Below are 24,175 nucleotides of genomic sequence, written 5' to 3'. Positions count from 1 at the left end.
TGGGATGGCCTTCGGGCGGCCTCGGCCGCTTGCGACCTCCTAGGGCTTCCCCCAGAGGTCTCCCGTCTCGAAGCGCGCCTCCGGCGGGCGGGTGTCGAGGACCACGACCGGGCCCTCGACGGTGGTCTCGAGCCCGCCGTCGGCGCGGGCGCGCGCGACGAGGCGCTGCTCGCCCTCGTGCAGGGCGACGACGTGCCTGAAGCGACCGTCGGGCTCGACCTTCACGCGCTCGGCGCCGATCTCGACCATGGCGCCCGGGGCGGTGCGCCCCGTGATCAGCAGGCGGGCGTGGTTCGTCGTCCGCTCGGCGGGCCAGTCCACCTTCAGCACGAGCGCGGTGGGGCGCGGCGCCGGCGACCCGGGCGGACGGTCCTGGGGTGCGCCTCGGTGCGGCTGGGCCGCGGCGGCGCTGCCGTCCGCCGGGACTTCCCCGGCGGCCTCGACGGCGGCGCCGTGGAGCGGCGCCGCGGGCTCGGCTGGAGTCGACGAAGCGGCCGCCCCGGCCGGCTCGACGGAAGCGCCGTCGGCCGCCTGCGGGACAGGAGCGGGCTCGACGGCGGGGGCCGCGGGGGCGACCGGCGCGGCGGGAGCGCGCGGGGCGGTTCGAGCGCCCTGGGGGACGGACGGGGTGGCCCTCGGGGGCGTGGGGCGCGCGACCGGCGGCGCCTCGGCGAACAGCACGACCGGCTCGCGCTCGCCCGGCGGCGCACCGAGGATGAGCGCGTAGGCCGCGCCCGTCGCGGCGAGCAGGGCGGCGACCAGCGCCCAGAACATCCGCCGCTCGCGCCGATCGTCCATGCTCGCCTACGCCGCCGACATCGCCGACGGCACCACCGGCAGCCGCACCGTGAACGTGCTCCCGTCGCCGCAGCGGCTCTCGACGTCGATGCGGCCGCCGTGCTCCGCGACGATCCGGTACGAGACCGACAGCCCGAGCCCGACGTTGCTCCACAGATCCTTGGTCGTGAAGAACGGCTCGAAGATGCGCGGCAGGTTCTCGGGCGAGATCCCCTTCCCGCCGTCGCGCACCTCGATCTCGACGTCCTCGCCGCGGCGCCGCGTCGCGATCCGGATCCCGGCGCCCGCCTTCCCGAGGCACGCCGTCCGCGCGTTCGAGACGAGGTTCAGCACGACCTGCGCCAGGTGACCGGGATCCCCGCGGACCCGCGGCGGCGGCGCGGCGAGCGAGACGTCGAGCGGGATGCCCGCGGCGCGGAGGTGTCCCTCCACGAGCGCCAGCGACTCGGAGACGACCCGATTCGCGTCGAGCTCGCGGAAGTCGGGCTCGGCGCGCTGCTGGCTGAAGCGGAGCAGCTTCTGGGTGATGTCGCGACAGCGGCGAGCGAGCGTCTCGATCTTCTCGAGCGACTCGCGGTCCGGGTGCTGGCGCGGCATCGTCTCGAGCAGGAGCTGGGCGTTCCCGAGGATCCCGGTGAGCGGATTGTTGATCTCGTGCGCGACGCCCGCGCCGAGCTGCCCGATCCCGGCGAGCTTCTGCGCCTCGAGGAGCTGCGCCTGCGCGTCGCGCAGCTCGCGCGTGCGCAGGTCCACCTCGCGCTTCAGATCCTCGTTCCAGCGCTCGAGCCGCCCGCGCGCCGACCCGAGCTCGTCCGCCATCGCGTTGAAGGTGCGCGACACGGCCGCGATCTCGTCGCGCCCGTCCACCGGGAGCCGGACCGCGACCTCACCCGCGCCGAGCGCACGCGCCGCCGCGTCGATGCGGGCGAGCCCGGCCGTCGTGCGACGCGCGACCAGGAACGAGAGCGCGAGCACGCCCAACGTCACGAGCGCGCACGCGGTGAGCGCGGCGTGCCTGAGCCCGACGATCGGCGCGTACGCGACCTCCGCCGGGACGGCGACGAGCACGCTCCAGCCCGTCGCGTCGCCGATCGGCGCCCAGGCGGCGAGCACGCTGCGTCCCTGCAGCGCCCCCGCGCGCACCGCCTCGAGTGGACCGGCGAGCTCCGCCCGCGCCGCCCCGTCGAGCGGCCCTGCCGCCGCGGACCCGACGAGCACGCGCCCGCGGTCGACGAGGTATGCCGCGCCCCCCTCCGGCGCTGCCGCGTCGAGCCGCCGCTGCAGGAGCTCGGCGCCGAGCCGCGCACCGACGAGCCACCTCCGCCCGTCGCGCACCGCCACCGCGTGGACCACCGCGAGGTGCGCGCCGTCGGGCTCGTCGTAGGCGTGCAGGGCGAGGCCGGCCGGGGCACCCTCCCCCGCCGCCCGCACCGCGCCGAGGAACGCGTCCGAGGCGCCGCCCGAGCCCGCGACGACGGCCCGGGCCTTGCCCCCGGCGTCGACGAGCGCGCTCGCGTCGGCGGCGGGGACCTGCCGCAACAGCCCCGCGAGCAGCGCCCGCCGCTCCGCCTCGTCGAGCCGATCGGGCCGACCGCTCTCGGCGACCGCGGAGAGGGACGCGTCGATCGGGGCGAGCTCGACGGCCAGGCTCGCCGCGCCGGAGCGGGCGCGGGCGAGGTGCTCGGCGGAGGCGCGCCGGCCGAGCTCGCGCTGCGCCCAGGCCAGGATGGGGAAGCCGACTCCGGCGACGGGTGCGAGCGAGGCTGCGAGGAGGAAGAGCGCGAGCTTGCGCTGCAGCGTCATGCCGCCGTCCCGCCGCCGCCCGACGCGCCCCCGACGATCAGGACGGGGCTCCCCGCCGCGGCGCCCGCGTCCGAGAGGTGGACGCTGCCCGGCACCTGCTTCGCCCGCTCCTTCAGCTCGGAGGCGGCCCGGGCGACGTCCGCGTGCGCCGCGTACCGGCCCGGCGGCGCGACGACGGTCGCGATGGACAAGGACAGGATCGGGAACTCCCGCCGGACGCCGAAGCGATCGGCCGCCTCGATGAAGCCGCGGTCGCGATCCTCGCGGTCGTAGTAGAGCGGGATCACGCGGTCGAAGGTGGAGATGATCTCCCGGCAGACCGCCTCGGCGCGCTCCGGCGCGGTGAGCACGACGAAGTCGTCTCCGCCGATGTGCCCGAGGAACGCCGCCTCCCCGCCGTGCTCCGTCACCGCGTGCCGGAGGATGCCCGCCGTCTGGATGATGACGCCGTCCGCCTTCGCGTAGCCGTAGTGGTCGTTGAACGCCTTCAGGTTGTCGAGGTCGACGTAGGTGAGCGCGAACGGGACGCGGCCCCCGAGCCGCCGCTCCACCTCCTGGTCGATGGCGCGGCCTCCCGGCAGCCGCGTCATCGGAGAGGCGTGGAGGGTGGCCTCGCGCCGGCGCAGCACGGCGTCGACGCGCGCGACGAGCTCCTGCGCGTCGAAGGGCTTCGTGAGGTAGTCGTCGGCGCCGAGCCGGAGCGCGCGCACCTTGTCGGCGGTCTCGCCGCGCGCGGACAGGAACACGACCGCGAAGGGCTCAGAGGCGCGCTCCTCGGCGAGCCCCTCGAGCAGCGCGAACGCGTTCCCGTCCGGCAGCTGCACGTCGACCAGCATGAGCTGCGGCCGCTTCTCCTGCACGAGGCGGCGGGCCTCCGCGGCGGTGTCCGCCTCGAGGACCTCATAGCCCTGGCTGGCGAGCACCTCGGCGGAGATGGCGCGGATGGCGGGGTCGTCGTCGACGACGAGCACCCGCCCACCCGCCGGCCGGCCGCGGCGGAGCAGGGGCTCCGCGGCCGCGGACAGCACTGGCGGCAGGGCCGGCTTCGTCACGAACGCCTCGGCGCCGGCCCGGAACGCCGCCTCTCGCTGGCTCGGGTCCGCGAAGGCGAGCACGGCGGCCTGCCGCGTGTCCGCGTCGTGGCGGAGGATGTCGGCGAGGGGCACGCCCGCGAGCGTGACGACGCGCGGGTCGTAGACGACGAGGCGCGGGCGGCGGCGGCGGGCCTCCGCGAGCGCCTCGTGCGGATCGCTCGTCGCGTGGCAGCGCATCCCCCGCGCCTCGAGCACGCCGCGGGTGAGCGTGGCGGCGTCCGGCTCGTCGACCACGAGGACGAGCGGCGCGTCCGCCGCGATCGAGCCGCGATCGAACGGGATCGCGGGGGCCTCCTCCGGCAGCACGACCACGAAGCGCACGCCGTCGCCCGGGCTCTCCGCCCAGATCGCGCCGCCGTGCGCCTCGACGATGCCTCGGCAGATCGAGAGCCCGAGCCCGGTGCCGCGCACGCGCCGGTTGCGGTCCGTGCGCGCCTGCTCGAACTTCTCGAAGATCCGCTCCAGGTCGGGCTCGGAGATCGCCTCGCCCGCGTTCCAGACCGAGAGCCCCAGCATCCCGGGCAGCGCCGGCGAGCGGAAGAGCCGCACGCGGATGACGCTGTTCTCGGGCGCGAACTTGATCGCGTTGGTGAGGAGGTTCGAGAGGACCTGGCCCACGCGGCCCGGATCGGCGAGGAGCCGGACGGGTGCGGGCGGCGTCTCGACCGCGACCTCCTGTCCGCGCTCCGCGGCGGCGGGCTGGTACCGCTCCACGGTCGCGCGGACGAGCTCGTCGAGGCGCGTGAACTCGGGCGACATCTGGAGCCTGCCCTTCGCGAGGCGCGCGAGGTCGAGGAGGTCGTCGACGAGCCCGTTCAGCTTCTCGGTCGACTCCCGCGCCATGCGGAGGTAGCGCCCCTGCTTCGGCTCGAGGTCCCCGGCGAGCCCGGAGAGGACGAGGTCGAGCGCGCCGGTGATCGACGTGAGCGGCGTGCGCAGCTCGTGGCTCACGACCTGGACGAACTCCTCCTTGCGCTCCTCGAGGCGCTTCTGCTCGGTCACGTCGCGCAGGGCGATCGCGACGCCGGCGAGCCGCCCGTCCGGCTCGGCGACCGGCGAGACGATCGACGAGAGCGTCCGGTCGAGGAGGTGCACCTCCTCCTGGACGAACGCGCGTCCCGAGGGATCGGGCTCGAGGCCGCGCACGAGGTCGAACGGGTAGAAGCCGAGCGCGTCCTTGAGCCACTTCACCGGCAGCGGCCCCTCGAGCGTGGCGCCCAGCATGCGGCGCGCGGCGGGGTTCGCGATCACCTCGTCGGAGCCGGTCGCCGCGAAGAGCAGGCCGTCGGCCATGCACTCGACCACGCGCTCGAGCCGGTGCCGCTCGCCCGCGTGCTTGGCGCCGAACGCCCGCAGCGCAGCGCCGAGCTCGTTCACGAAGATGTCCAGCACGCGCGCGTCGCCCTCGCCGAACGCACCGGGCGCCGCGCTCTCGAGGAGGACCACGCCCGCGGTGGCGCCGTCGACCTGGAGCGGGACGGCGAGGCGCGAGCCGAACGCGCTCGCCCGGCCCGCCGCGCCGAGGACGCGGATCTGGAGCGAGGACTCCGCGAGGCGGCTCCCCGAGTGCTCCGCGTAGGCGGCGAGCGCGTCCTCCTTCACCTGCAGGAGCGCCGAGTCGGAGAGGCGGGCCACCGGCTGGAGGAGAAGGAGCGGGGCGCTCCCGGCAGGGGCGAAGAGCGCGGCGGCGACGTCGCACGGGACGATCCGCGGGAGCCGCTCGACGACGCTCTCGAGCAGGCGCGTGTGGCTCTCCGCGACGCTCGCGTCCCGCGCGACCTCCGCCGCGACCTGGAGCGCCTGGAGCCGCCGCTCCGCCTCCGCGAGGAGGCGAGCGTGCTCCCGCTTCAGGTGGACCTGCTCGAGCGCGCGGATCACCGTCTGGCGGAGATCCGCGCTCTCCCACGGCTTCACGAGGTACCGGTAGACCTCGCCGCGGTTGATCGCGTCGACGATGTCCTGCGGCTCCGTATAGGCGGTGAGGAGGATGGCGCAGAGGTCGGGGCGCCTCCGGCGCGCCTCCGCGATGAGCTCCACCCCGCTCATCCCCGGCATGCGCTGGTCGGTGACGAGGAGCTCGACCTCGCGCTCGGAGAGGATCTTCAGCGCCTCCTCGGCGCCGCCCGCCGTCAGCGCCTCATAGCCGTCCTGCGGCGGGAACGTGCGCCGCAGGAGACCGAGCACCTCCGGCTCGTCGTCCACGAAGAGGATGACGTACGGCATTCCGAAGCGCGCCCCCCGGCGAGCGAGAAAAATTGCTGAACGCGCCCATCCTACCACGTGGCGGGCGCTTGGCCGATTTTCCCGCTATCGCCCGACATCGCGGTTTCCCTTGCTCTGCGTCGCCGGAAACGACTATAAGTCCCGGCCTTTTACGCAAAGAGTCCTACATGACCCCCCGCGAGCAGATCCGCAACGTCGCCATCGTCGCACACGTCGACCACGGCAAGACCACCCTCGTCGACTTCATGCTGCGCCAGGCCGGCGTGTTCCGCGCGAACGAGCAGCTCGTCGAGCGGGTGATGGACTCGAACGACCTCGAGCGCGAGAAGGGCATCACCATCCTCGCGAAGAACACGGCCGTCACCTACAAGGGGGTGAAGATCAACATCGTCGACACCCCCGGCCACGCCGACTTCGGCGGCGAGGTGGAGCGGGCGCTCCGGCTCGTGGACGGCGTGCTCCTGCTGGTGGACGCCGCGGAGGGCCCCCTCCCCCAGACGCGCTTCGTCCTCTCCAAGGCGCTCGCGCTCGGGCTACCGTCCGTGCTCGTCGTAAACAAGGTGGACCGCCAGGACGCGCGGGCGAAGGAGGTCCTCGACCTCGTCTACTCGCTCTACATCGACCTCGGCGCGAACGAGCACCAGATCGACTTCCCGGTCATCTACGCCATCTCCCGCGAGGGCAAGGCCGGCCACACCGTCCAGGGCGCGTTCGAGGCCGAGTCGCTGAAGCCGCTCTTCGACGCCATCCTCACCCACGTCCCCCCTCCGCCGGGCGGCGACGGGACCCACGTCCAGATGCTGGTCGACAACCTCGACTACGACGAGTACGTGGGCCGCCTCGCCATCGGGCGCATCTCCTCGGGCGTGCTGCACGAGGGCGACGCCATCGCGGTGATGCGCGAGGAGGGCAAGATCGTCCCCGCCAAGGTGGTCCGGCTCTACGCCTACGACGGCCTGAAGCGCGTCGAGGTGAAGGACGCCGGCCCGGGCGAGATCGTCTGCATCGCCGGCGCCCAGGAGATCGGCATCGGCGACACCATCGCCGACCCGGCGAACCCGGTGGCCCTCCCCCGCATCAGCGTGGAGGAGCCGACCATGTCGATGGTCTTCAAGGTCAACGACGGCCCCTTCGCCGGGAAGGAAGGCAAGTACGTCACGAGCCGCAACATCCGCGAGCGGCTCTACCGCGAGGCGTACAAGAACGTCTCCATCCGCGTCGAGGACACCGAGACCCCGGACGCCTTCAAGGTGGTCGGCCGCGGCGAGCTCCAGCTCGCGGTGATCGTCGAGAACATGCGCCGCGAGGGGTACGAGCTCACCGTCTCGAACCCGGAGCCCATCCTCAAGACCATCGAGGGCGAGATCCACGAGCCGATGGAGCTGCTCGTCTGCGACCTGCCCGACGACGGCGTGGGCGGCGTCACCCAGAGCATGGGCGGACGCAAGGGGCGGATGGTGGACATGCAGCCGCTCGGCTCGGGCCGCACCCGCCTCCAGTTCCGCGTGCCGGCCCGTGGCCTCATCGGCTTCCGGGGCGAGTTCCTCACCCTCACGCGCGGCGAGGGCATCATGTCCTCGCAGTTCGACGGCTACGAGCCGTGGCAGGGGCGCATCGAGAAGCGGAAGAGCGGCGCGATCGTGGCGGACCGGATCGGCGACGTGGTCGCCTACGCCTGCTTCTACGCGCAGGAGCGCGGCGCGCTCTTCGTGAGGCCCGGCGACAAGGTGTATGCCGGCATGATCGTCGGCGAGCACAGCCACGACAACGACCTCGACTTCAACATCTCCAAGGAGAAGAAGCTCACCAACATCCGCGCCGCCGGCCGGGACGAGAACGTCATCCTGACGCCGCCGCGCGAGATGAGCCTCGAGCGGGCGCTCGAGTGGATCGCCGAGGACGAGCTGGTGGAGGTGACGCCCCACTCCATCCGCCTGCGGAAGAAGTTCCTCGACCCGACCCTGCGCTACAAGCTGGAGCGCGATCGCAAGAAGGGCGGCTCCGCCTCGGCCCAGGCCTGAGGCCCCGCCCCTCGAGCTCCGGCAACACCCACGCCGCCCCGGGCCTCGTCCGCGGGCGGCGTCGTCGTGTTCGGGGTTCCTCGGCTCACGGCGCGCAGCGAGAGCGCCCGCGAAGCCCGCCCCTCCAACCCGGCCCCGGAAACGAGAAACGCCGCCCCGGTGTCCGGAGCGGCGTTCGTGTCTCTCGGCCGACGGGCGGCGGAGCTCGCTAGACCTTCGGCTTCGCGCGCGCGCGGACTTCCTGCACCTGCTTGGCCCGCGGCTGGCCCTTCACGGCCGTGTTGACGAAGAGGAGGCCGTCGTTGTGGCCCGGCACGGCGCCCTTCACGAGGAGGAGGTTCTTGTCGGCCTCGACGCCCAGGATCGTGAGGTTCTGGATCGTGACGTTGTCGACGCCGTAGTGGCCGGGGAGGTGCTTGCCCTTCCACACCTTGCCCGGCGTCTTGCGCTGCCCGATCGCGCCGACGTGGCGGTGGTGCTCGTGGGTCGTGGACGAGTCGCGCGCGGCGCCGTGCATGTTCCAGCGCTTCATGACGCCCGTGAACCCGCGGCCCTTCGTGACACCGGACACGTCGATGCGCTGGTTCTGCTGGAAGACCTTGTCGACCGTGAGGACGTCGCCCGCCTTGAGCTCGCCGAGGAGCTTCGCGTCCTTGACGCGGATCTCCTTCACGTGCCGGAAGATCGGCGTGCCCGCCTTCTTGAAGACGCCGACCTCGGACTTCGTGAGCCGGTGGGCGTGCTTCTCGTCCATCTCACCCCAGCCGATCACGATCGCGTCGTAGCCGTCCTTCGCGGCGGTCTTGCGGCGCACCACCGTGCACGGGCCCGCCTCGAGCACCGTCACCGGAACGCAGTCACCCTCGGGGGTGAAGATCTGCGTCATCCCCACCTTCTTCGCCAGAAGCCCTGTCGCCATGTGTCACCTCGCATTGGTCCGCCGCGCGTCGCAGATGGCCGCGGAGGACGTGCCGTTGGAAAGGGGCGGTTTCTACCCGTCTCGCGCCCGGGTGTCAAGGGAACCCCGCGTACCGCCGCCGGTTTTCCGGCGAAGGCCGAGCGGCGCCGTCAGAACGAGGCGCACGCCGACGACGTCATCTGGGCGACCTGCGCGAGCAGCGCGTCGATGTCGAACGGCTTCGCGAGGTAGCCCGCCGCCCCGACCGAAGCGGCGCGCTGCGGGTTTCCGTCCGCCGAGATGACGACGATCGGGATCCCCGCCTTGCCCGGCCGCTCGCGGAGCGCCTGGGCGAAGGCGAGCCCATCCATCACGGGCATCATCAGATCGAGCAAGATGATGGCGGGCTTCTCCGCCTCGACCCTCTCGAGCGCCTCGACGCCATGACGCGCGCGCGCGACGCGATAACCCTCGCCTTCGAGGATGTCGCAGATGGCGTCGAGGATGTCCGGGTCGTCGTCGACGACCAGCACGAGAGGGTCTGTCATGGCTCCGCGGGTGAATCGGGCGGGGGAGTATATGCCCTCACCCGCGGCAGCGTGAGCAGGTAACCGGCATCGGAGACGATGAGGCTCCCCCGCAGCGCCGCAGCCGCGCGGCGGGCAACCGGCAGCGCGAGGGCCCGCCCCTTCGGATCGCTGGCCGAGCCCTTGCGGGGATCCTCGAGCGCGCCGGGAGCCGGCGCATGTCCGGAGACCGAGATCGCGACGTCGTCGCCCGTGCGCGCGACCACCCGGACCGGCGTACCGTCGCTGCCCGCGACGGCGAGCAGCGCCTCGATCGCCCGCTCGAGCAGCGAGCGATCTGCCGCCACCGTGATCGGGCCGTCGAGCTCGACGGTGACGGGCGGGGCGTCGGCCGGGCGCCGCTCGAGCAGCGCCTCGACGACCTCGCCCAGCGAGAGCGGCTCCGCACGGACCGGGATGCCCGCCACGTCGAGGCGCTCGCAGAGGAAGTGGTCCTCGACGAGCTGCCGGACGCGGGAGAGCGAACGAAGGCACATCGCGGACAGCTTGTCGCCGCGGGCACCCCCGCGCTCCTCGGGAGACATCCGGGCCAGGAGCTCGGCGGTCCAGAGCGCGGTCGAGAGCGGGTTGCGGACCTCGTGAGCCACGAAGCCGAGATACCCGCTCCGCCGCTCGTTCGCGTCCGCCGCCACGTCCTTCGGGTCCGACCCGGTCTTGGGTTGCTCGGATTGCTCGCGCTCCACGATCCACCTGCCTAGCCGCCATCCCGACGAGCGTGCGGCCACAACGTGGGTACCCCGTCTGTCACGCGCAAGTGAGGTCTGCAACCACCCGGTAGGTCCCGTTGAACGAATTACAGGGAAAAAACCCAACGGGGCCAGGGGCTCACGCGCCTACTGTCATCTTTACAGCCACACGGTTTCCGAGCGGCTCCTGTCCTAACAGCCAAGCCTTTGGAATCGCGCACTAATTTCCCCTACCCCTTTGCGGCACGGGCGTTGCTTTATCCAGCCCCCGTCACTAGGCGCACCCCGGAGGCCGAATGAAGCGCATCGCGATCCCGACGACCACCAGCTCCCTCGAGCTGTATCTATCGGAGATCAATCGCTTTCCGCTCCTGACGGTGGACGAGGAGCAGCGGCTCGCGCGGCTGTACCGGGACCAGGGGGACACGCGCGCGGCGCACCGGCTCGTGACGGCGAACCTGCGGTTCGTCGTGAAGGTCTCGTACGAATACCGCTCCTACGGCTTCAAGATGGCCGACCTCATCCAGGAGGGGAACATCGGCCTGATGAAGGCGGTGCAGAAGTTCGACCCGGACAAGGGCATCCGGCTCATCTCGTACGCCGTGTGGTGGATCCGCGCGTACATCCAGAACTACATCCTCAAGTCGTGGTCCCTGGTGAAGCTGGGGACGACCCAGGCCCAGCGGAAGCTGTTCTTCTCCCTCGCCCGGACGAAGCGCGAGCTCGACAAGATGTCCACCGAGCACGGGATCGACTCCGACGCTCAGGACAAGGGCAAGATCGCGAAGAAGCTCCGGGTGAAGCCCGCCGAGGTCGAGGAGATGGAGCAGCGGATGGACGGCCGCGACCTCTCGCTCGACGCGCCGATGGGCGACGACGGCGGCTACTCGCACATCGACTTCGTCGCCGGCAAGGCGGCGGCGCAGGACGACGAGCTCTCCGTCGCGGAGGAGCAGCAGATCGTCGCCTCGAAGGTGACCGCGGCCCTCGCCCGGCTGGATCAGCGCGAGCGCTACATCATCGAGCAGCGCGTGATGGCCGATCGCCCGCTCACGCTGAAGGAGCTCGGAGAGCACTTCGGCTTCTCGCGCGAGCGCGCCCGCCAGCTGGAGATCCGCGCGAAGGAGAAGCTGAAGCAGGAGCTGCACGCGCTCGCGACGGAGATCGAGTGGCCGACGGACGGGACGCCGGTCGACGTGGACGACGCGGCGCTGGCGTAGCCGCGCACCCGAAGCTTCAGAGGGCGGGGATCTGGCGGCCCGGGGCGAATCGCCTCGGGCCGTCTCGTGTCCACTCCGTCGGCCAGTCTCTCGAGGCGGGGAGCTGCTCCGTTCGCGCCGCCGGGCGCTACCCGATCCCGTGCTTCTTGAGCCGGTACCGCAGCGTGTCGCGGGACACGCCGAGGAGGCGCGCGGCCTTCGACTGGTTGCCGCTCGCGCGCTCCATCGCCTCGACGATGAGCTTGCGCTCGACGTCGTCGAGGACGAGCCCGTCCGGCGTGACGCTCGGGACGAGCTTGTCGGCGCGCTTCGCCGGCGTGCCGCGACGCAGCTCAGGGCTGAGGTGCTCCGGGCGGATCTCCTCGACCCCCGCGTGCAGGATGAACGCGCGCTCGATGACGTTGCGCAGCTCGCGGACGTTGCCCGGCCAGCGGTAGGCCCTGAGGAGCTCCATCGCCGCGGGCGTCACGCCCCTCACCTGCCGCTTCATCTCCGCGTTGAAGCGGGCGATGAAGTGCGCGGCCAGCGCGGAGACGTCCTCCACGTGCTCGCGCAGCGGCGGGACGACGATCCGGACCACGTTCAGCCGGAAGAAGAGGTCCGCGCGGAAGCGGCCGTCGGCGACGCGCTGCTCGAGGTCCACGTTGGTCGCGGCGATGACCCGGACGTCGCTGCGCAGCTCCTGGACGCCGCCGACGCGCCGGAACGTCTTGTTCTCGAGGAGGCGGAGGAGCTTCGCCTGGCCGCCGGGAGGCAGGTCGCCGATCTCGTCCAGCATCACCGAGCCGCCCTCCGCGCTCTCGAACAGGCCGCGCTTCTGGGCGTGGGCGTCGGTGAAGGCGCCGCGCTCGTGGCCGAACAGCTCCGACTCGAGGAGGTGCTCCGGGAGGGCGGCGCAGTTCACCTGCAGGAACGGCCGCTCGGCGCGCGCGCTCTGGAAGTGGATGGCGCGGCCGACCACCTCCTTGCCGCAGCCGCTCTCGCCCTCGATGAGGACCGTCGTCGTGTCGGAGGCGCCGAGCCGCGAGATCATCGAGCGGACCTGCTCCATGGCGCTCGACTGGCCGACGATCGCCTCGAGCGCGGTCCCGCTGCGGCGCTCGTTCGCGAGGGCCGCGATCTGCCTCCGCGTCCGGGCGGTCGCGATCGCCCGCTCCACGGCGGCGTCGAGCGCCTGGAACGGGAAGGGCTTCACGAGGAAGTCCATCGCCCCGTGCTTCATGGCGTCGACGGCGATGTCGACCGTCGAGTGGGCGGACATCATGAGCACGATGAGGTCGGCGTTCTCGGCCAGCGCGCGCTGCAGCGTCTGGACCCCGTCGATCCCGGGCAGCCGCACGTCGAGGAGCATGACGTCGGGCGGGTTCGCTGCGAGCATCTCGAGCGCCTGCTCGCCCGACTCGGCGGACAGCACCTCGTAGCCGCTGCGCTGCAGGCGCTCCGACACCGACCAGCGGATGAGCTTCTCGTCGTCGACGACGAGGACGCGGGCCGAGGGGATCGTCATGCGGCGTGCTCCGTGGCGCGCGCGGGGCGAGCCAGCTGCAAGGTCACCGTGAACACGGTCCCCCCGTCCGGCGGGCAGCGGTAACCGATGTGCCCCCCGTGCTCCGCCACGATGCGCGCGGAGATCGCGAGGCCGAGGCCGTTCCCCTCGCGCTTGGTCGTGAAGAACGGCTTGAACACCTGGGCGCGGAGATCGGCGGGGATGCCCGGGCCGGTGTCGACGATCTCGACGACGACGTTCCCGTCGCCGGTGCGCGAGCGGACGGTCAGCGTGCCGGCGCCCTGGGCGGCCATCGCCTGGCAGGCGTTGAGGCAGATGTTGAGGAAGACCTGCTCGAGCTGCGATGGGTCCGCCAGCACGCCGGGGAGCTCGGGCGCGAGCTCCGGGACGACCGAGACGACGCCGTTGCGCGACTGCTGGCGGATGAGGAAGAGCACCTTCTCGAGCGTGCCGTTCACGTCGGTGGAGCGGAGCCTCGCCTTCGGCGGGCGGGCGAAGCTGAGCAGGCTCTCCATGGTGTGCGTGAGGCGCTGCACCTGGTGGCGCATCTCGCCGACCACCTCGGCGTGCTGCGGATCCTCGGCGAGGTCCTCCGCGAGGAGCTCGAGCGCGCCGGAGAGCCCGGCGAGCGGGTTCTTGATCTCGTGGGCGAGCCCGGTGGCGACCTCGCCGACCGCCGCGAACCGATCCGCGCGCACCATCCGCTCCCGGTAGAACGCCTCGAGCTCTGCCTGGCTCCGCCGGAGCGCGGCGAGCATCGCGTCGAAGCCCCGGGCCGCGGTGCCGAGCTCGTCGGGGCGCCCCTCGTCGGCGCGCACCGTGAGCTCACCGGCCTCCGCGCGACGCATCGCGGCGACGAGGCGCTGGAGCGGGCTCACCGCCTCGCGCCCGAGGAGCCAGAGGAGGATGGCGAGCAGGCAGACGAGCGCTCCCGACGCCGCGAAGAGGAGCGTCTTCGCGAGCCGCGACTCCGACAGCTCGATGGCGTCGCGGCTGAAGCGCAGATCGAGCCAGCCGTTCACCGGCGAGTGGGTCCCGTGGCAGCGCGCGCACGCGGTCGCGTTCGGGATCGGGTGGATGACCGCGTACTCCAGCTCGTTGCCGTTCGGCGACTGCACCACGGTCGTCGTCGCGAACTTGCGGAGATCCGGCCACGGCACCGCGCCGATGAGCGCCGGCGCCGTCGAGACGGAGATGTAGCCGCTCGGCGCGACGAGGCTCGCCGCGAGCAGCTCGTTGTTGTGCGCCATGAGCGTGCCGAGCAGCGCCGGGATGGCGTTCGGCTGGCCCGAGAGCATGGTGTTCGAGACGCCCGACGCCACCATCTCGGTGAAGATCTGCGCGCGCTCGCGGCGTCCGCGCTCGATGTCGGAGCCGTAGAGGTGGACCGCGCCTGCGACCATCGCCGCCATCGTCAGGGCGAACAGGAGCGCCGTCGGGAGCAGGATGCGCGCCCGGATGCTCGAGTCGAGCCGCTTGAAGAGGCGTTCGAATGGATTCATCCGCTAGGGGACAACGTTCGGCCGACCGCCATCATTGCAAGGACAGCGGCGGACGGGAAGGCGCGGTCCCGTGCGGTGCTTCACGCAGCGTTTCCGCGATGTGCGCGGATGTCGGCGGAGAGCTCGAAGATCTCCACCGCGGCGGCCACCAGCGCCTCTCCGGCGCCTCCATCGCACACGGCCTGTCGCAGCTTCGTGCTCGGCGCGTGGAGGATCTTCGACACGATCGAGCCTGCCATCGCGTCGAGCCTCCGTTCGAGCTCCGGATCTTCACCGAGCCTTCGGAGGGTGCGCTCCACCTCCTCGCGTGCGATGGCGCTCGCGCGGCTGCGCATCTCCTGGATGAGCGGGGCGGCTCGACGCTCGGCCTCGGTGCGGACGTACTTGACGACCTCGTCGGCGATGATCCGCTCGGCGTCCGCGACGGCGGCGACGCGCTCGCTCATCGCGGCCTTCATCACCCGGTCGAGGTCGTCCACGTCGCAGAGATAGACGTCGCGGACGCCGCCGGTCGCGGCGGGGATCGCGCGGGGGACGGCGAGGTCGACGAGCACGATGGGCCGCCGCCGTGCGCGGGCGAGCCGCGTCATCGCCTCGGGCTGGAACGCCGCGGGCGCGACCGGCGCCGCCGACACGACGACGTCCGCCTCCGCGAGCTCCTCCTCGAGCGCCTCGAGCGGCCGCGCGACTCCACCGACCTCCTGCGCGAGCGCCTCGCCGTTCGCGAGCGTGCGGTTCAGCACGACGATCCGGGCGCCCAGATCCCGGAGGTGCTGCGCCGAGAGCCGCGCCATCTCGCCGGCGCCGACGACGACCACGCGCCGGCCCTGCATCTGGCCGATCACCTTCTCGGCGAGGGTCGCGGCCGCGTGTCCCCACGAGATGCCCGCGCGCCCGACCGCGGTCTCCGTGCGGACACGCTTCGCCCCCGCGAGCACCCGGTTCAGGACCGCGGTGAGCTCCTTGCCCGCGACGCCGAGCTCGAGGGCGCGCTGGAACGCGTCCTTCACCTGTCCGAGGATCTGCGGCTCGCCGAGGATGGCCGACTCGAGGCTCGAGGCGACGCGCACGAGGTGCCTGAACGCCTCCTCACCCTGGAGCTCGAACAGCGGCAGCTCCCTGCCCGCGCGCGCGTTCAGCGCCTGGCGGAGCGCGAGCGTCGCGGCCGCAGGACAGCGCGTCGCGGCGAAGATCTCCACGCGGTAGCACGTGGACATCACCGCGACCTCTTCGATGCCATCGAGCGCTGCGTAGCCCGCGAGCGCCTGCTGAAGGGCGTCCGGGGGAAGCGCGAGCACCTCGCGGTCCGCCACGGTTGCGCCCTTCTGGTTGAGCCCGACTGCGACGAGCACGGCGGCTCCTTTCGCGATCTTCCGGGGCTCGCGAGCAAGCGCCGTGCCCCCCGTATCCCCGCCAGATCTCCAGGGAGTCCCGCACCGGGCGGCGCAAGCATTGCGTCCTTTCACCCACTCGGCCGAGGGAGGCGAAACCCCTGCATGCGCGCTCGGCCGCCGACGGGTGGGGCGGGTGTGGGGCGGGCGCTGGGGTACCTGCCCCAGCACGGTGGGTGAGATCCCCGATCCGCCCGCATGAGTTCGGGATTTCCCTTGACATCTCGTGACGCTAGGTGCGGCACCCGGCTTGCTTTCCCGCGGCCCTTTGCCGCCAGCATCGTCCGGACGCGACCGGAGGAGCCCGAGCCACATGAAGCCCGAGAGCAACGTCATCCGCGGCCCCGGCGGGATCCTTTCCTTACCCGCGAGCGACGCGGCCTCCCTCGATCTGCTCATGCTGATCGAGGGAGAGACGAGCGGCGCGCCGCTCGAGGACGTCCTGGCCCGCTTCGGCAGGTCGCGCAGCGCCTACTACGAGAAGCTGCGCCGCTTCCGGGAGAGCGGGCTCGAGGGCCTCATCGCCCGACCGCCGGGCCCGCGAGGCGCGTGGCGGCGTCCGCTCGAGGTCGTCCGGCACATCGTTCGCGCGCGCCTGCGCGATCCGGAGCGGAGCGCGGCGGCGATCGCCGACGAGCTCGCCGCGCTCGGGCACGAGGTGTCGGTGCGGAGCGTCGAGCGGACGCTCACGCAGTTCGGGCTGACGCGCCGGCCGGGCGCCGCCGCCCGCGCGCGCAGCCAGGTCCGCGAGTAGCGCTTCTCTCTGCTTCAGGGGAGCCGCGAACGGGCGCCGCCGCGGGCAGGCGACACCTGCCGCCCGTTCTTGCCCGGGAGCTGCCGCTTCCGGCGTCCGGATCGCGGCAGCTCGCCGCACGATCCGCGGCGCACGCGCGCATCGGGACTCCACCCGACGCCTCCTCCGGAATCCGCCCGCCGCACGCTCCGGCGTCGCGGGGGTGGCTGCCCCGGCTCGCGACCCGGCCTCGCTCGGGCCACGGCCCCCGCCCCGCTCCGGCGCGCTCGGCGGTCGCGTCGGGCGGCGAGGAGCGGCCGCCCCCGGACTTTTACCCGCGCAATTGGGCATTCGTCCGCATTTCGAATCGACGCGGATTGAGCGAGATTGAGCATCGAAAGGAGCCAAACACCATGGCCAACAAGTTCAAGAGCGGAAGCGCAGTGAAGGGCGGCTACTACTTCAACGCGATCAAGTGGCACGTCGAGCCCATCGCGAAGGACGGCGACCGGCTGCCGGAGGGCAAGGGCGAGTGGATGAAGGTGCCGACGGTCGTCGCCCTCGCGCTCATCCCGATGCTCGGCCTCACCTTCCTCATGTTCCTCCCGCTGATCGGGTTCGTCATCTTCGCCCGCGCCCTCCTCAGCCCGATCGTGAACATGTTCCACCGCGGCGCGACCGAGCTGGCGTCCACCGTGAGCCCCGGCTGGCAGCCCGGCGAGGCGCACTTCACCGGCAAGCCCGCGGAGGGCGCCGGGACGGAGGAGAAGGGGCCGACGGGCGCGGAGGCGCGGCTCGACGCCCTCGAGAAGGAGATCGGCGACAAGCGGAAGAGCTAGCGCGGACGCGGTTTCCCGAGCACGGCTGAGCACGGCGAGGAGGCGGTCATGACCAGGCACACGGGCGGTTCGAAGGTCGAGAGCGGCTACTACTGGAGCCCGAGGCGGTGGGGAGTCGAGGTGGTGCCGCCCGAGGGCGGACGGCTTCCTGGCGACGCGACGGCGAAGTACCTGAAGCTGCCCTTCCCGGTCGTCCTCGCGGTGGTGCCGCTCGCCGGGCTCGTCTTCCTGATGTTCCTGCCGTTCATCGGCTTCTACCTCTTCGCGAACGCCATCGTGAAGAAGCTCACGGGCGGCGTGAAGCGGGGCGCGACGGAGCTCGCCTCCACCGTGTCTCCCGGCTGGACGCCCGGTGAGGCGCACCTGACCGGCAAGCCCGGCGAGGAGGGGCGCGCGGACGAGGCGAAGGCGACGGCGGAGCTCGAGCGCCTCGAGAAGGAGATCGCCGCTCGGAAGGAAGAGAAGAAGTAGTCGGGGTGGGGACCCACGCAGCGCGGGCCGGCAGGAGCGATCCTGCCGGCCCGAGTCGTTTCGCGTCGACCTCGGCGAACGGCGGCGCTCAGCGCGGACGGGAGAGGTCGAGCAGGCGATACACGGCGAGCTGCGCCGCGAGGTGGAGGAGGTGCTCAGGAAGCGCGAGCCGCTCCACCCCACGGGCGCGCGCGCTCGCGATCCGGAAGCACTCCCACGCGCCCGCCCTGTACCCGGCGCCCGTCTTGGAGGCGCCGTGCCACCGGAACCGCGCGAGCGGCTGCGGCACGAAGACGGGCTCCGCCACGCGCGCGAACCGCAGCCACAGGTCGTAGTCCATCGCGAAGTGGAGCGACTCGTCGATCGGACCGACCTCGTCGAGGAGGTCGCGCCGGAAGAACGTCGCCGGCTGGGGGATGAAGTTCCGCCCCACGAGGCGCCGCAGGCTGTAGCGCCGCGAGACCCAGGTCTTGTACCGGGCGATGGCGCTCCGGATCTCGGCGTCGCGCTCGTCGATGATCGGGCACTCGCCGAAGCACCAGCGCGCGCCGGTCCGGGTGAGCGTGCGCACCACGGCGTCGAGGGCGCCCGGCGCGTAGGTGTCGTCGGAGTTGAGCCACGCGACGACCTCGCCGGTGGTCATCCGGAAGCCCTTGTTGATCGCGTCCGACTGTCCGCGGTCCCGCTCGGACACGAACCGAAGGCGCCCCTCGTACCGCCGGAGGATGGAGAGCGTCTCGTCCGTCGAGCCGGCGTCCACGACGAGATACTCGAGGTCGAACGCGCCACGCTGCGCGAGCACGCTCTCGATCGTCCTCTCGATGTAGGCGCCCTGGTTGAACGAGGGCGTCACCACGCTGACCTTCAAGGCGCCTCCGGAGCGGCGCATTATCTGCCCATCCCCGCCGCCGGCAACAGCGGGCCCCGAGCGCAAATCTTTCGTGAGGCCGAAACGCTCGCCGCGGGCATGCGTCCGGTTTCCCCCGCGTTACCGATGTGTTACGTCCCTGGGCCGCAGGGTGCGTCTCGTGCACGTGCGGCGGACCGATGATTCTCTCCGAGAACCCCCGGATTCTCGTGGTGATGCCGGCCTTCAACGAGGCGCGGCAGATCCGGCGCGTCGTGGAGGCGGTCCGCGGCCAGGTCGAAGGCGACGTGCTCGTCGTGGACGACGGATCCGCGGACGACACCGCCGTCGAGGCACGGCGCGGCGGAGCGATCGTCGCGACGCACCCGGTCAACCTCGGGTACGGCGCCGCCCTTCAGACGGGCTACCGCTACGCGCTGCGGCGAGGGTACGACGCGGTGCTCCAGCTCGACGCGGACGGGCAGCACGACCCGGCCTCCATCCCTCCGCTCCTGGGGGCGCTGGCGCACGCCGACGTGGTCGTCGGCTCTCGCTTCCTCGACGGCAGCTCGTACCGCCCTCCCCTGCTGCGGCGGCTCGGGATGTGGCTCTTCGGCTCCGTCGCGAGCGCTCTGTCGGGTCAGCGGATCACCGATCCGACGAGCGGCTTCCAGGCGATCTCGCGGGAGGCGCTGCACTTCTACTCGCACGAGCGCTACCCGGTGGACTACCCGGACGCCGACGTCCTCGCGATGGTGGCGCGCTCCGGGCTGCGCCTCACCGAGGTGCCGGTGCGCATGCTGCCGTCGCCTCCGGGCAAGAGCATGCACGGGGGCTTCTTGAAGCCGCTCTACTACGTGTTCCGGATGTCCCTCGCGCTGTTCCTCGTTCCGCTCCGGAGCGAGAAGCGATGATGACCGCGAACCAGCACGTCTTCGCGATGGCCGTGAGCGTGGTGACGCTCGGCGTGATCCTGGAGCTCATCCGCAGGCGGAAGCTCCGCGAGGAGTATTCGTTCCTGTGGGTGATCACCACGCTCGGCATGCTGGTGCTCTCGATCTGGTACGGCCTGGTCGAGTGGCTCACGCGGCTCAGCGGCGCCGTCACCCCGACCACGACGCTCTTCATCTTCGGGCTCGTCTTCCTGCTCCTCATCAGCGTTCACTTCTCGACCGTGCTCTCGCGGCTCACGGAGCAGGTGCGGCGGCTCACGCAGGAGCTGGCGATCCTGTCGGCGGAGCGGGACGATGCCCGGACCCGGGCCGAGAACCGTACGTCCGTGGACCCCGGCCGGGAGCGCGAGGCAAGCTGAAGCCTTCGGCGAGGGCACCTCACCGAACGATCATCAGGGACCTGCTCGACGCGGCTCCGTTCGCGCCGATCGCGCTGCGGCGTCCCGCAACACCTCGAGCGTCCGGAGGGCGACCTCGTCCCAGGTGAGTGGGCGCCTCTGGAGCGACACCGGCGCGGCGTCCCGGATGGCCTCCAGCAGCTGGCCCGGATCACGGAAATCGATCTGCTGGGTTCGCGGCACGCCGATCTCGTCGAACACGTCGAGGCGTGAGGTGATCAGGCGTCGCCGCAGCGCCGCCGCCTCGAGCACCGGGAGCCCGAATCCCTCGTACTCGCTCGGGAACACCACCGCGTCGGCGCCGACGTACACGCGGCGGACCTCGGCGGCCGGCAAGAACCCGAGATGCCGCACGCGGTCGGAGAGCCCCAGCGACTGCGCGAGGCGCTGCAGCTCGGGCCAGCGCTTCGTTCTCTCGCCGGTGAGGACGAGGTGGTGGGCCAGCGCTCCTCGCGCGCGCAGCGCGGCGAGCGCGCGGAAGAGCGTGGCGTGCCCTTTGTGCGGGTACGTGGCGGCGGGATAGTAGAGATACGGCCGGGGCAGGTCCTCGCGTGGAGAGACCGGGCTCGGGTCGGGCGAGAAGCCGTGCGGGATCACGGCCACCTTCGCGCCGGGGATCCCCGCTCGCTCGGTCAGCGTCCTTCGCGTGAACTCGGAGATCGCGATCACGCGGGACGCGCGCGCCATGCTGAACCCGTAGAGCGCCGCGCGGAACGCCCGGTCGAAGAGCGGGAAGCGATCGGCGTGGTACAGGTGCTGGACGTCGTGGACCGTCACGACCGCGGGTCCAGGCGCACGCCGCGGGAAGACTGACTGCTGCGGGAAGAGCGTGACGTCCAGGGCCGCTGCCGCAAACGCGCGCTCGAGGTATCGCGCTCGCCACGGCGTGAACGCCTCGGCGATCCGCTCGAGGACCACCGCGCTCGCCCCGCGCGAGACGACGACGCGCTCGAACCCAGGCGTATCGAGCGCTCGGGCGAGATCGTCGTCGAGCACCGCGACGAGCTGGTCCCCTTCGGCCACCGCGGGCAGCGACGCCAGCAGGCGCCGGACGTACGTCTCGGCTCCTCCGATCTTGCCCGGCCGGAACGAGAGCAGCGAGACGCCGATCCTCACGACGCCGCTCCCCACCAAGCCCACCGACGCCACCCGCGCACCGAAGGTGTCCTTCGGATGCTTCTCAACGAGCTCGCGCGCGCCAACACGCGATGACCAGAGCTGACCCCCGTCATGGAGTGAGCGGCGCCAGAAAATCGCGGAGCGTCCCAGGCCCCAGGGCGCTCAGCTCGCGATAGCATCGGTACGCGGCGAGTGCCTTCCGCCAGCGCGGCTCCGCGCGGAGGTGCCAGATGCGAAGCAGGAACTCGTGCCGGCGATAGAGATACCGCGCGAAGCTTCGCACACCCTCGGGCGCGTCCGCCCGCTCGCACCACCGGCGCGCGATGTCTATCGTCTCCCTGAGGCTCCGCTCCGGGCTCGTGCCCGTGCTCAGAGAGCCCTCGTGCACCCGGAACGTGCCGAGCACCACGCCGCAGTGCACGACCATGGGCGGCGGCTCGCGCGCGGCAGCCCGCAGCCAAAGATCGAGATCCGCGGCTATCCGATACGTGCCGGTGTACTCGCCCAGCCGTCGCAGCGTATCGGCGCGGTACAGCACCGCGAGCGGCGTGACCCAGGCGTCCTGCCGTATGCCCGATCGAATCCGCAGCAGTGCGTCTGCACGCGTCCGTATGACCCGACGCTGGCCGCCTCGGGCGATCGCGTAGTGCCCGACCACGATCTCCGCCGAAGGCGTCCGCCGGAGTTCCGCAACGGCGCTCGCGAGCGCCCCGAGCTCGAAGGTGTCATCCGCGTTCAGCCACGCGATCACGTCGCCTCGCGCGGCGCGAACCCCCCGGTTCAGCGCCTCGTACAGGGAACCGTCCCGGCCGACCAGGACGTGCGCACCGCCCGCCCGTGCGACCTCTACCGTGCGATCGCCCGACTCACCATCGATGACGATGTGCTCGACCTCGACGCCATGGCCGGCCTGCGCTCGCACGGACGCGACGCACTCTGGAAGGAACCGCTCGGCGTCGAGCGTCGGCGTCAGGACCGTCACTCTCAAGCACTTTCCTCTTCTGCGTCGCCGCGTCCATCGAGGATTTCGTCGTAGAGATCCATGAGGGCGGCGGCGTTCCGTGCCGCGTCGAACCGCTCGGTCATACGCAGACGCGCAGCGCGGCCGAGGCGCGCCGACCGCTCCGGATCACCGAGGAGATCCAGAACGCGCTCGGCCAGCGCAGCGGGATCCGCTGCGGGCGCGAGCAGGCCCGTCGTCCCGTCCTCTACCAGTTCTGCGACGAGAGGCAGGTCGGACGCGACGACGGGCCTCTCCATGAGACCCGCTTCGACCACCGGCCGTGCGAAGTGATCCTCCACCGCCGGGAAGGCCAGTAGGTCGCTCGCCGCGAGGAACCGCTCGACTCCTGCGGCGAACGGATACCGAAGGAGCATTGGCTCGAGGCGCCACTTCTCGATTTTCGAGGCGACCGCCTGCGTCAGCGTGTTCGAGCCGAGGGCCGGGAGGACTGAGGCGGCGGCCCGATAGAGAAGCGTGCGCGGCGGAGCAACGTCCGCTCCCGGCATGAGGCACACCGTGCGTGGCTCGCGCTCTCGTACCTGGGCAAGCGCCTCGAGCAGCGGCAGGATCCCTTTGATCCGCGCAATCCCGCCCACGTACAGGACGACGCGGGCATCCTCGGGAATCCCGAACGACCGCCGCGCCTCGGCGCGATCGATGCCAGGGTCGAAGCGGTCCGTGTCCACCGGCTCGGGCGCGATCATTCCACACGCGTCCCCGGCCCACGCGTGCCGCGCGGACTCCGACAGATAGAGCGCGGCCGTGGGCCACCGGACGAGCGCGTCACGCTGCAGCCGGCGCCGCCAGCCGAAATGCCCCGGAACCGGCATCTCCCGGACGTGCCACACGAACGGGATGCCGCTCAGGTGAAGGGCGCGAGCGGACGGGTACAGCACGACGGAGTTCAGGTGAACGAGGGCCGGCCGAAACGCCGAGACCGCGTCGAGCGTGCGGCGGTGCGCCTTCCCCCACCCGGCGAGCGAGGCGAGCCCAGTCGGCCACGTCAGCGGGCGGCGCATGCTCGTCCACTCAGCCGTGGTGTGTTCGAGCGTCCGGATCCCGGGCCACGGCACCGCCTCGATGCCGCTTCCCACGTAGAAGCGGAGCATCTCCTCGCTCGGCCGCAACAGCAGGACGACGGGCCTGTAACGGCGCGGGTCGAGACGCTGGAGGAGCGTGACGAGACTCACGCACGAGCCGCCCGGCGCGCCGGCGTGCTCGAGGTACAGGACGTTCCTCGCGGTGCGCGACGTTGTCAGCGGCATCTACGAAACTCGCCTCAGGCCGAGCCGCACCGCGGCCCAGTAGGAGTACAGGGACGCCATCCCGGCGCCCAGCCGCGCACGGTCACGCCAGCCGAGCTCGAACTCCTCGCGATGCAGGCGCTTCAGGTCGCCGAGCTCACGAATCTGCTCGAGCATTCCCGCGATCGACTTCGCCCCGGGGTGGAACGTCACGCACGCGAGCGGACGCGCGAGGTGCCGCAGCTTACGCGCGCGGGGCAGCATCCGAAGCCACAGATCGTAGTCCATGGCGTAGTGAAGGTCGTGTCGCAAGCCGCCCGTGGCCAGGAACATCTCCCGCCGGAAGAACATGGCTGGCTGCATGAAGGGCGCGTTCGGCTTCACCAGCAGCTCCTTGGCTGAGCGCATCGGGCGAGCGCATAGCTCTCGGAGCACGTTCCCATCCGCGTCCACCACGAGGGCGCCGCCGTACACGACGTCCGTGGCCGGATCCCGCTCGAACGCCCCCACGACGTCGCTCAGCGCAGTCGCGTCGGGATAGAAGTCATCGGAGTTGATCCACGCGATGATGTCGCCGGACGCCCACCGCACGCCCTTGTTGACTGCCTCCGACTGGCCCGAGTCGGTCTCCGAGACCCAGCGCACACGGTCTCCGTACTCACGGAGGACCTCGACCGTGCGATCGGTCGACCGACCGTCCACGACCAGGATCTCCGCGTCGGGCATCCCCTGGGCGAGACAGCTGTCGATGCACCGGCGGATGAACTGCGCCTGGTTGCGTGTCGGTATGACGAACGAGACCTTCATCGAGGCCGTGATTATAACCCCGGGCTCCGGG

General features: G+C 71.8%; 21 protein-coding genes. 7 read left to right on the top strand and 14 right to left on the bottom strand.

The features are described from left to right. Window positions 1-39: 39 nt before the first annotated feature. The 3 genes from MNY62_RS06145 to MNY62_RS06135 are packed head-to-tail and all read right to left on the bottom strand — an operon-like array spanning window position 40 to window position 5,918. Window positions 40-798 carry a hypothetical protein gene (locus MNY62_RS06145; protein ID WP_242343231.1) on the bottom strand — a complete coding sequence of 253 codons (759 nt, stop codon included), beginning with the start codon at window positions 796-798 and terminating at the stop codon, window positions 40-42. A 6-nt stretch (window positions 799-804) separates the two neighbouring features. Further along, window positions 805-2,601, bottom strand: coding sequence for a sensor histidine kinase (locus tag MNY62_RS06140; protein WP_242343230.1), 1,797 nt, complete (start codon window positions 2,599-2,601; stop codon window positions 805-807). Next, window positions 2,598-5,918, bottom strand: a complete 3,321-nt coding sequence (locus MNY62_RS06135) for a response regulator (RefSeq protein WP_242343229.1) — start codon at window positions 5,916-5,918, stop codon at window positions 2,598-2,600. The genes MNY62_RS06140 and MNY62_RS06135 overlap by 4 nt, the downstream gene beginning before the upstream one ends. 167 nt (window positions 5,919-6,085) lie before the next feature. Here MNY62_RS06135 and typA point away from each other — a divergent pair, with 167 nt between their 5' ends. Beyond that, the gene (gene typA, locus MNY62_RS06130; RefSeq protein ID WP_242343228.1) at window positions 6,086-7,939 is read left to right on the top strand and encodes a translational GTPase TypA; all 1,854 of its coding nucleotides are present in this window, start codon (window positions 6,086-6,088) and stop codon (window positions 7,937-7,939) included. Window positions 7,940-8,147: 208 nt separating this feature from the next. Here the strand turns inward: typA and rplC are convergent, their stop codons facing one another. The 3 genes from rplC to MNY62_RS06115 all read right to left on the bottom strand — a co-directional run bounded on the left by rplC (window position 8,148) and on the right by MNY62_RS06115 (window position 10,107). Further along, on the bottom strand, window positions 8,148-8,858 hold the full coding sequence (gene rplC, locus MNY62_RS06125) for a 50S ribosomal protein L3 (protein ID WP_242343227.1): 711 nt from the start codon (window positions 8,856-8,858) through the stop codon (window positions 8,148-8,150). Between the two features lie 149 nt (window positions 8,859-9,007). Beyond that, window positions 9,008-9,385: a response regulator gene (locus MNY62_RS06120; RefSeq protein ID WP_242343226.1), complete on the bottom strand. Its 378-nt coding sequence runs from the start codon at window positions 9,383-9,385 to the stop codon at window positions 9,008-9,010. Beyond that, window positions 9,382-10,107: a sensor histidine kinase gene (locus MNY62_RS06115; RefSeq protein WP_242343225.1), complete on the bottom strand. Its 726-nt coding sequence runs from the start codon at window positions 10,105-10,107 to the stop codon at window positions 9,382-9,384. Before MNY62_RS06115 ends, MNY62_RS06120 begins: the two co-directional genes overlap by 4 nt. Window positions 10,108-10,406: 299 nt before the next feature. On the opposite strand from MNY62_RS06115, the gene rpoH reads away from it, so the two are divergent. Beyond that, complete coding sequence (gene rpoH / locus MNY62_RS06110) at window positions 10,407-11,330, top strand: RNA polymerase sigma factor RpoH (protein ID WP_242343224.1); 924 nt, start codon at window positions 10,407-10,409, stop codon at window positions 11,328-11,330. A gap of 127 nt (window positions 11,331-11,457) precedes the next feature. On the opposite strand, the gene MNY62_RS06105 is transcribed toward rpoH, so the two are convergent. The 3 genes from MNY62_RS06105 to hemA form a co-directional block, all read right to left on the bottom strand. Continuing rightward, a complete protein-coding gene (locus MNY62_RS06105) occupies window positions 11,458-12,837 on the bottom strand; it encodes a sigma-54-dependent transcriptional regulator (RefSeq protein ID WP_242343223.1) in 1,380 nt (459 codons plus the stop codon). Next, window positions 12,834-14,339 carry a sensor histidine kinase gene (locus MNY62_RS06100; RefSeq protein WP_242343222.1) on the bottom strand — a complete coding sequence of 502 codons (1,506 nt, stop codon included), beginning with the start codon at window positions 14,337-14,339 and terminating at the stop codon, window positions 12,834-12,836. The genes MNY62_RS06105 and MNY62_RS06100 overlap by 4 nt, the downstream gene beginning before the upstream one ends. A gap of 80 nt (window positions 14,340-14,419) precedes the next feature. After that, window positions 14,420-15,691, bottom strand: a complete 1,272-nt coding sequence (hemA, locus tag MNY62_RS06095; protein ID WP_242343221.1) for a glutamyl-tRNA reductase — start codon at window positions 15,689-15,691, stop codon at window positions 14,420-14,422. Between the two features lie 352 nt (window positions 15,692-16,043). On the opposite strand from hemA, the gene MNY62_RS06090 reads away from it, so the two are divergent. The 3 genes from MNY62_RS06090 (at window position 16,044) to MNY62_RS06080 (ending at window position 17,773) form a co-directional block, all read left to right on the top strand. After that, window positions 16,044-16,484, top strand: coding sequence for a helix-turn-helix domain-containing protein (locus MNY62_RS06090; RefSeq protein WP_242343220.1), 441 nt, complete (start codon window positions 16,044-16,046; stop codon window positions 16,482-16,484). 392 nt (window positions 16,485-16,876) lie between these two features. Further along, complete coding sequence (locus MNY62_RS06085) at window positions 16,877-17,302, top strand: hypothetical protein (RefSeq protein ID WP_242343219.1); 426 nt, start codon at window positions 16,877-16,879, stop codon at window positions 17,300-17,302. Window positions 17,303-17,350: 48 nt separating this feature from the next. After that, window positions 17,351-17,773 (top strand): hypothetical protein, encoded by a 423-nt coding sequence (locus MNY62_RS06080; RefSeq protein WP_242343218.1) that lies wholly within the window; start codon window positions 17,351-17,353, stop codon window positions 17,771-17,773. Between the two features lie 88 nt (window positions 17,774-17,861). Here MNY62_RS06080 and MNY62_RS06075 read toward each other — a convergent pair whose 3' ends face one another. Further along, the gene (locus tag MNY62_RS06075) at window positions 17,862-18,662 is read right to left on the bottom strand and encodes a glycosyltransferase family 2 protein (RefSeq protein WP_242343217.1); all 801 of its coding nucleotides are present in this window, start codon (window positions 18,660-18,662) and stop codon (window positions 17,862-17,864) included. A 158-nt stretch (window positions 18,663-18,820) separates the two neighbouring features. Here MNY62_RS06075 and MNY62_RS06070 point away from each other — a divergent pair, with 158 nt between their 5' ends. Both MNY62_RS06070 and MNY62_RS06065 read left to right on the top strand, forming a co-directional pair. Beyond that, window positions 18,821-19,534 carry a glycosyltransferase family 2 protein gene (locus MNY62_RS06070; RefSeq protein WP_242343216.1) on the top strand — a complete coding sequence of 238 codons (714 nt, stop codon included), beginning with the start codon at window positions 18,821-18,823 and terminating at the stop codon, window positions 19,532-19,534. After that, window positions 19,531-19,932 (top strand): DUF2304 domain-containing protein, encoded by a 402-nt coding sequence (locus MNY62_RS06065; protein WP_242343215.1) that lies wholly within the window; start codon window positions 19,531-19,533, stop codon window positions 19,930-19,932. Before MNY62_RS06070 ends, MNY62_RS06065 begins: the two co-directional genes overlap by 4 nt. Before the next feature lie 33 nt (window positions 19,933-19,965). Here MNY62_RS06065 and MNY62_RS06060 read toward each other — a convergent pair whose 3' ends face one another. The 4 genes from MNY62_RS06060 to MNY62_RS06045 form a co-directional block, all read right to left on the bottom strand. Further along, window positions 19,966-21,087 carry a glycosyltransferase family 4 protein gene (locus MNY62_RS06060; RefSeq protein WP_242343214.1) on the bottom strand — a complete coding sequence of 374 codons (1,122 nt, stop codon included), beginning with the start codon at window positions 21,085-21,087 and terminating at the stop codon, window positions 19,966-19,968. A 112-nt stretch (window positions 21,088-21,199) separates the two neighbouring features. Then, on the bottom strand, window positions 21,200-22,072 hold the full coding sequence (locus MNY62_RS06055; RefSeq protein ID WP_242343213.1) for a glycosyltransferase: 873 nt from the start codon (window positions 22,070-22,072) through the stop codon (window positions 21,200-21,202). A 2-nt stretch (window positions 22,073-22,074) separates the two neighbouring features. Further along, window positions 22,075-23,358: a glycosyltransferase family 4 protein gene (locus MNY62_RS06050; RefSeq protein ID WP_242343212.1), complete on the bottom strand. Its 1,284-nt coding sequence runs from the start codon at window positions 23,356-23,358 to the stop codon at window positions 22,075-22,077. Further along, window positions 23,359-24,144 carry a glycosyltransferase family 2 protein gene (locus tag MNY62_RS06045; protein ID WP_242343211.1) on the bottom strand — a complete coding sequence of 262 codons (786 nt, stop codon included), beginning with the start codon at window positions 24,142-24,144 and terminating at the stop codon, window positions 23,359-23,361. Window positions 24,145-24,175 lie beyond the last annotated feature (31 nt).

Origin of the sequence: Anaeromyxobacter terrae (assembly GCF_022690685.1) — a bacterium.
Taxonomy (GTDB): domain Bacteria; phylum Myxococcota; class Myxococcia; order Myxococcales; family Anaeromyxobacteraceae; genus Anaeromyxobacter; species Anaeromyxobacter terrae.
This window is presented reverse-complemented; position numbering and strand designations above follow the sequence as displayed.

Bases quoted from the DNA above. Each gene is read 5' to 3' on its own strand.
- MNY62_RS06145 (WP_242343231.1), bottom strand. From the start codon at position 798: ATGGACGATCGGCGCGAGCGGCGGATGTTCTGGGCGCTGGTCGCCGCC.
- MNY62_RS06140 (WP_242343230.1), bottom strand. From the start codon at position 2,601: ATGACGCTGCAGCGCAAGCTCGCGCTCTTCCTCCTCGCAGCCTCGCTC.
- MNY62_RS06135 (WP_242343229.1), bottom strand. From the start codon at position 5,918: ATGCCGTACGTCATCCTCTTCGTGGACGACGAGCCGGAGGTGCTCGGT.
- typA (WP_242343228.1), top strand. From the start codon at position 6,086: ATGACCCCCCGCGAGCAGATCCGCAACGTCGCCATCGTCGCACACGTC.
- rplC (WP_242343227.1), bottom strand. From the start codon at position 8,858: ATGGCGACAGGGCTTCTGGCGAAGAAGGTGGGGATGACGCAGATCTTC.
- MNY62_RS06120 (WP_242343226.1), bottom strand. From the start codon at position 9,385: ATGACAGACCCTCTCGTGCTGGTCGTCGACGACGACCCGGACATCCTC.
- rpoH (WP_242343224.1), top strand. From the start codon at position 10,407: ATGAAGCGCATCGCGATCCCGACGACCACCAGCTCCCTCGAGCTGTAT.
- MNY62_RS06105 (WP_242343223.1), bottom strand. From the start codon at position 12,837: ATGACGATCCCCTCGGCCCGCGTCCTCGTCGTCGACGACGAGAAGCTC.
- MNY62_RS06100 (WP_242343222.1), bottom strand. From the start codon at position 14,339: ATGAATCCATTCGAACGCCTCTTCAAGCGGCTCGACTCGAGCATCCGG.
- MNY62_RS06090 (WP_242343220.1), top strand. From the start codon at position 16,044: ATGAAGCCCGAGAGCAACGTCATCCGCGGCCCCGGCGGGATCCTTTCC.
- MNY62_RS06085 (WP_242343219.1), top strand. From the start codon at position 16,877: ATGGCCAACAAGTTCAAGAGCGGAAGCGCAGTGAAGGGCGGCTACTAC.
- MNY62_RS06080 (WP_242343218.1), top strand. From the start codon at position 17,351: ATGACCAGGCACACGGGCGGTTCGAAGGTCGAGAGCGGCTACTACTGG.
- MNY62_RS06075 (WP_242343217.1), bottom strand. From the start codon at position 18,662: ATGCGCCGCTCCGGAGGCGCCTTGAAGGTCAGCGTGGTGACGCCCTCG.
- MNY62_RS06070 (WP_242343216.1), top strand. From the start codon at position 18,821: ATGATTCTCTCCGAGAACCCCCGGATTCTCGTGGTGATGCCGGCCTTC.
- MNY62_RS06065 (WP_242343215.1), top strand. From the start codon at position 19,531: ATGATGACCGCGAACCAGCACGTCTTCGCGATGGCCGTGAGCGTGGTG.
- MNY62_RS06050 (WP_242343212.1), bottom strand. From the start codon at position 23,358: ATGCCGCTGACAACGTCGCGCACCGCGAGGAACGTCCTGTACCTCGAG.
- MNY62_RS06045 (WP_242343211.1), bottom strand. From the start codon at position 24,144: ATGAAGGTCTCGTTCGTCATACCGACACGCAACCAGGCGCAGTTCATC.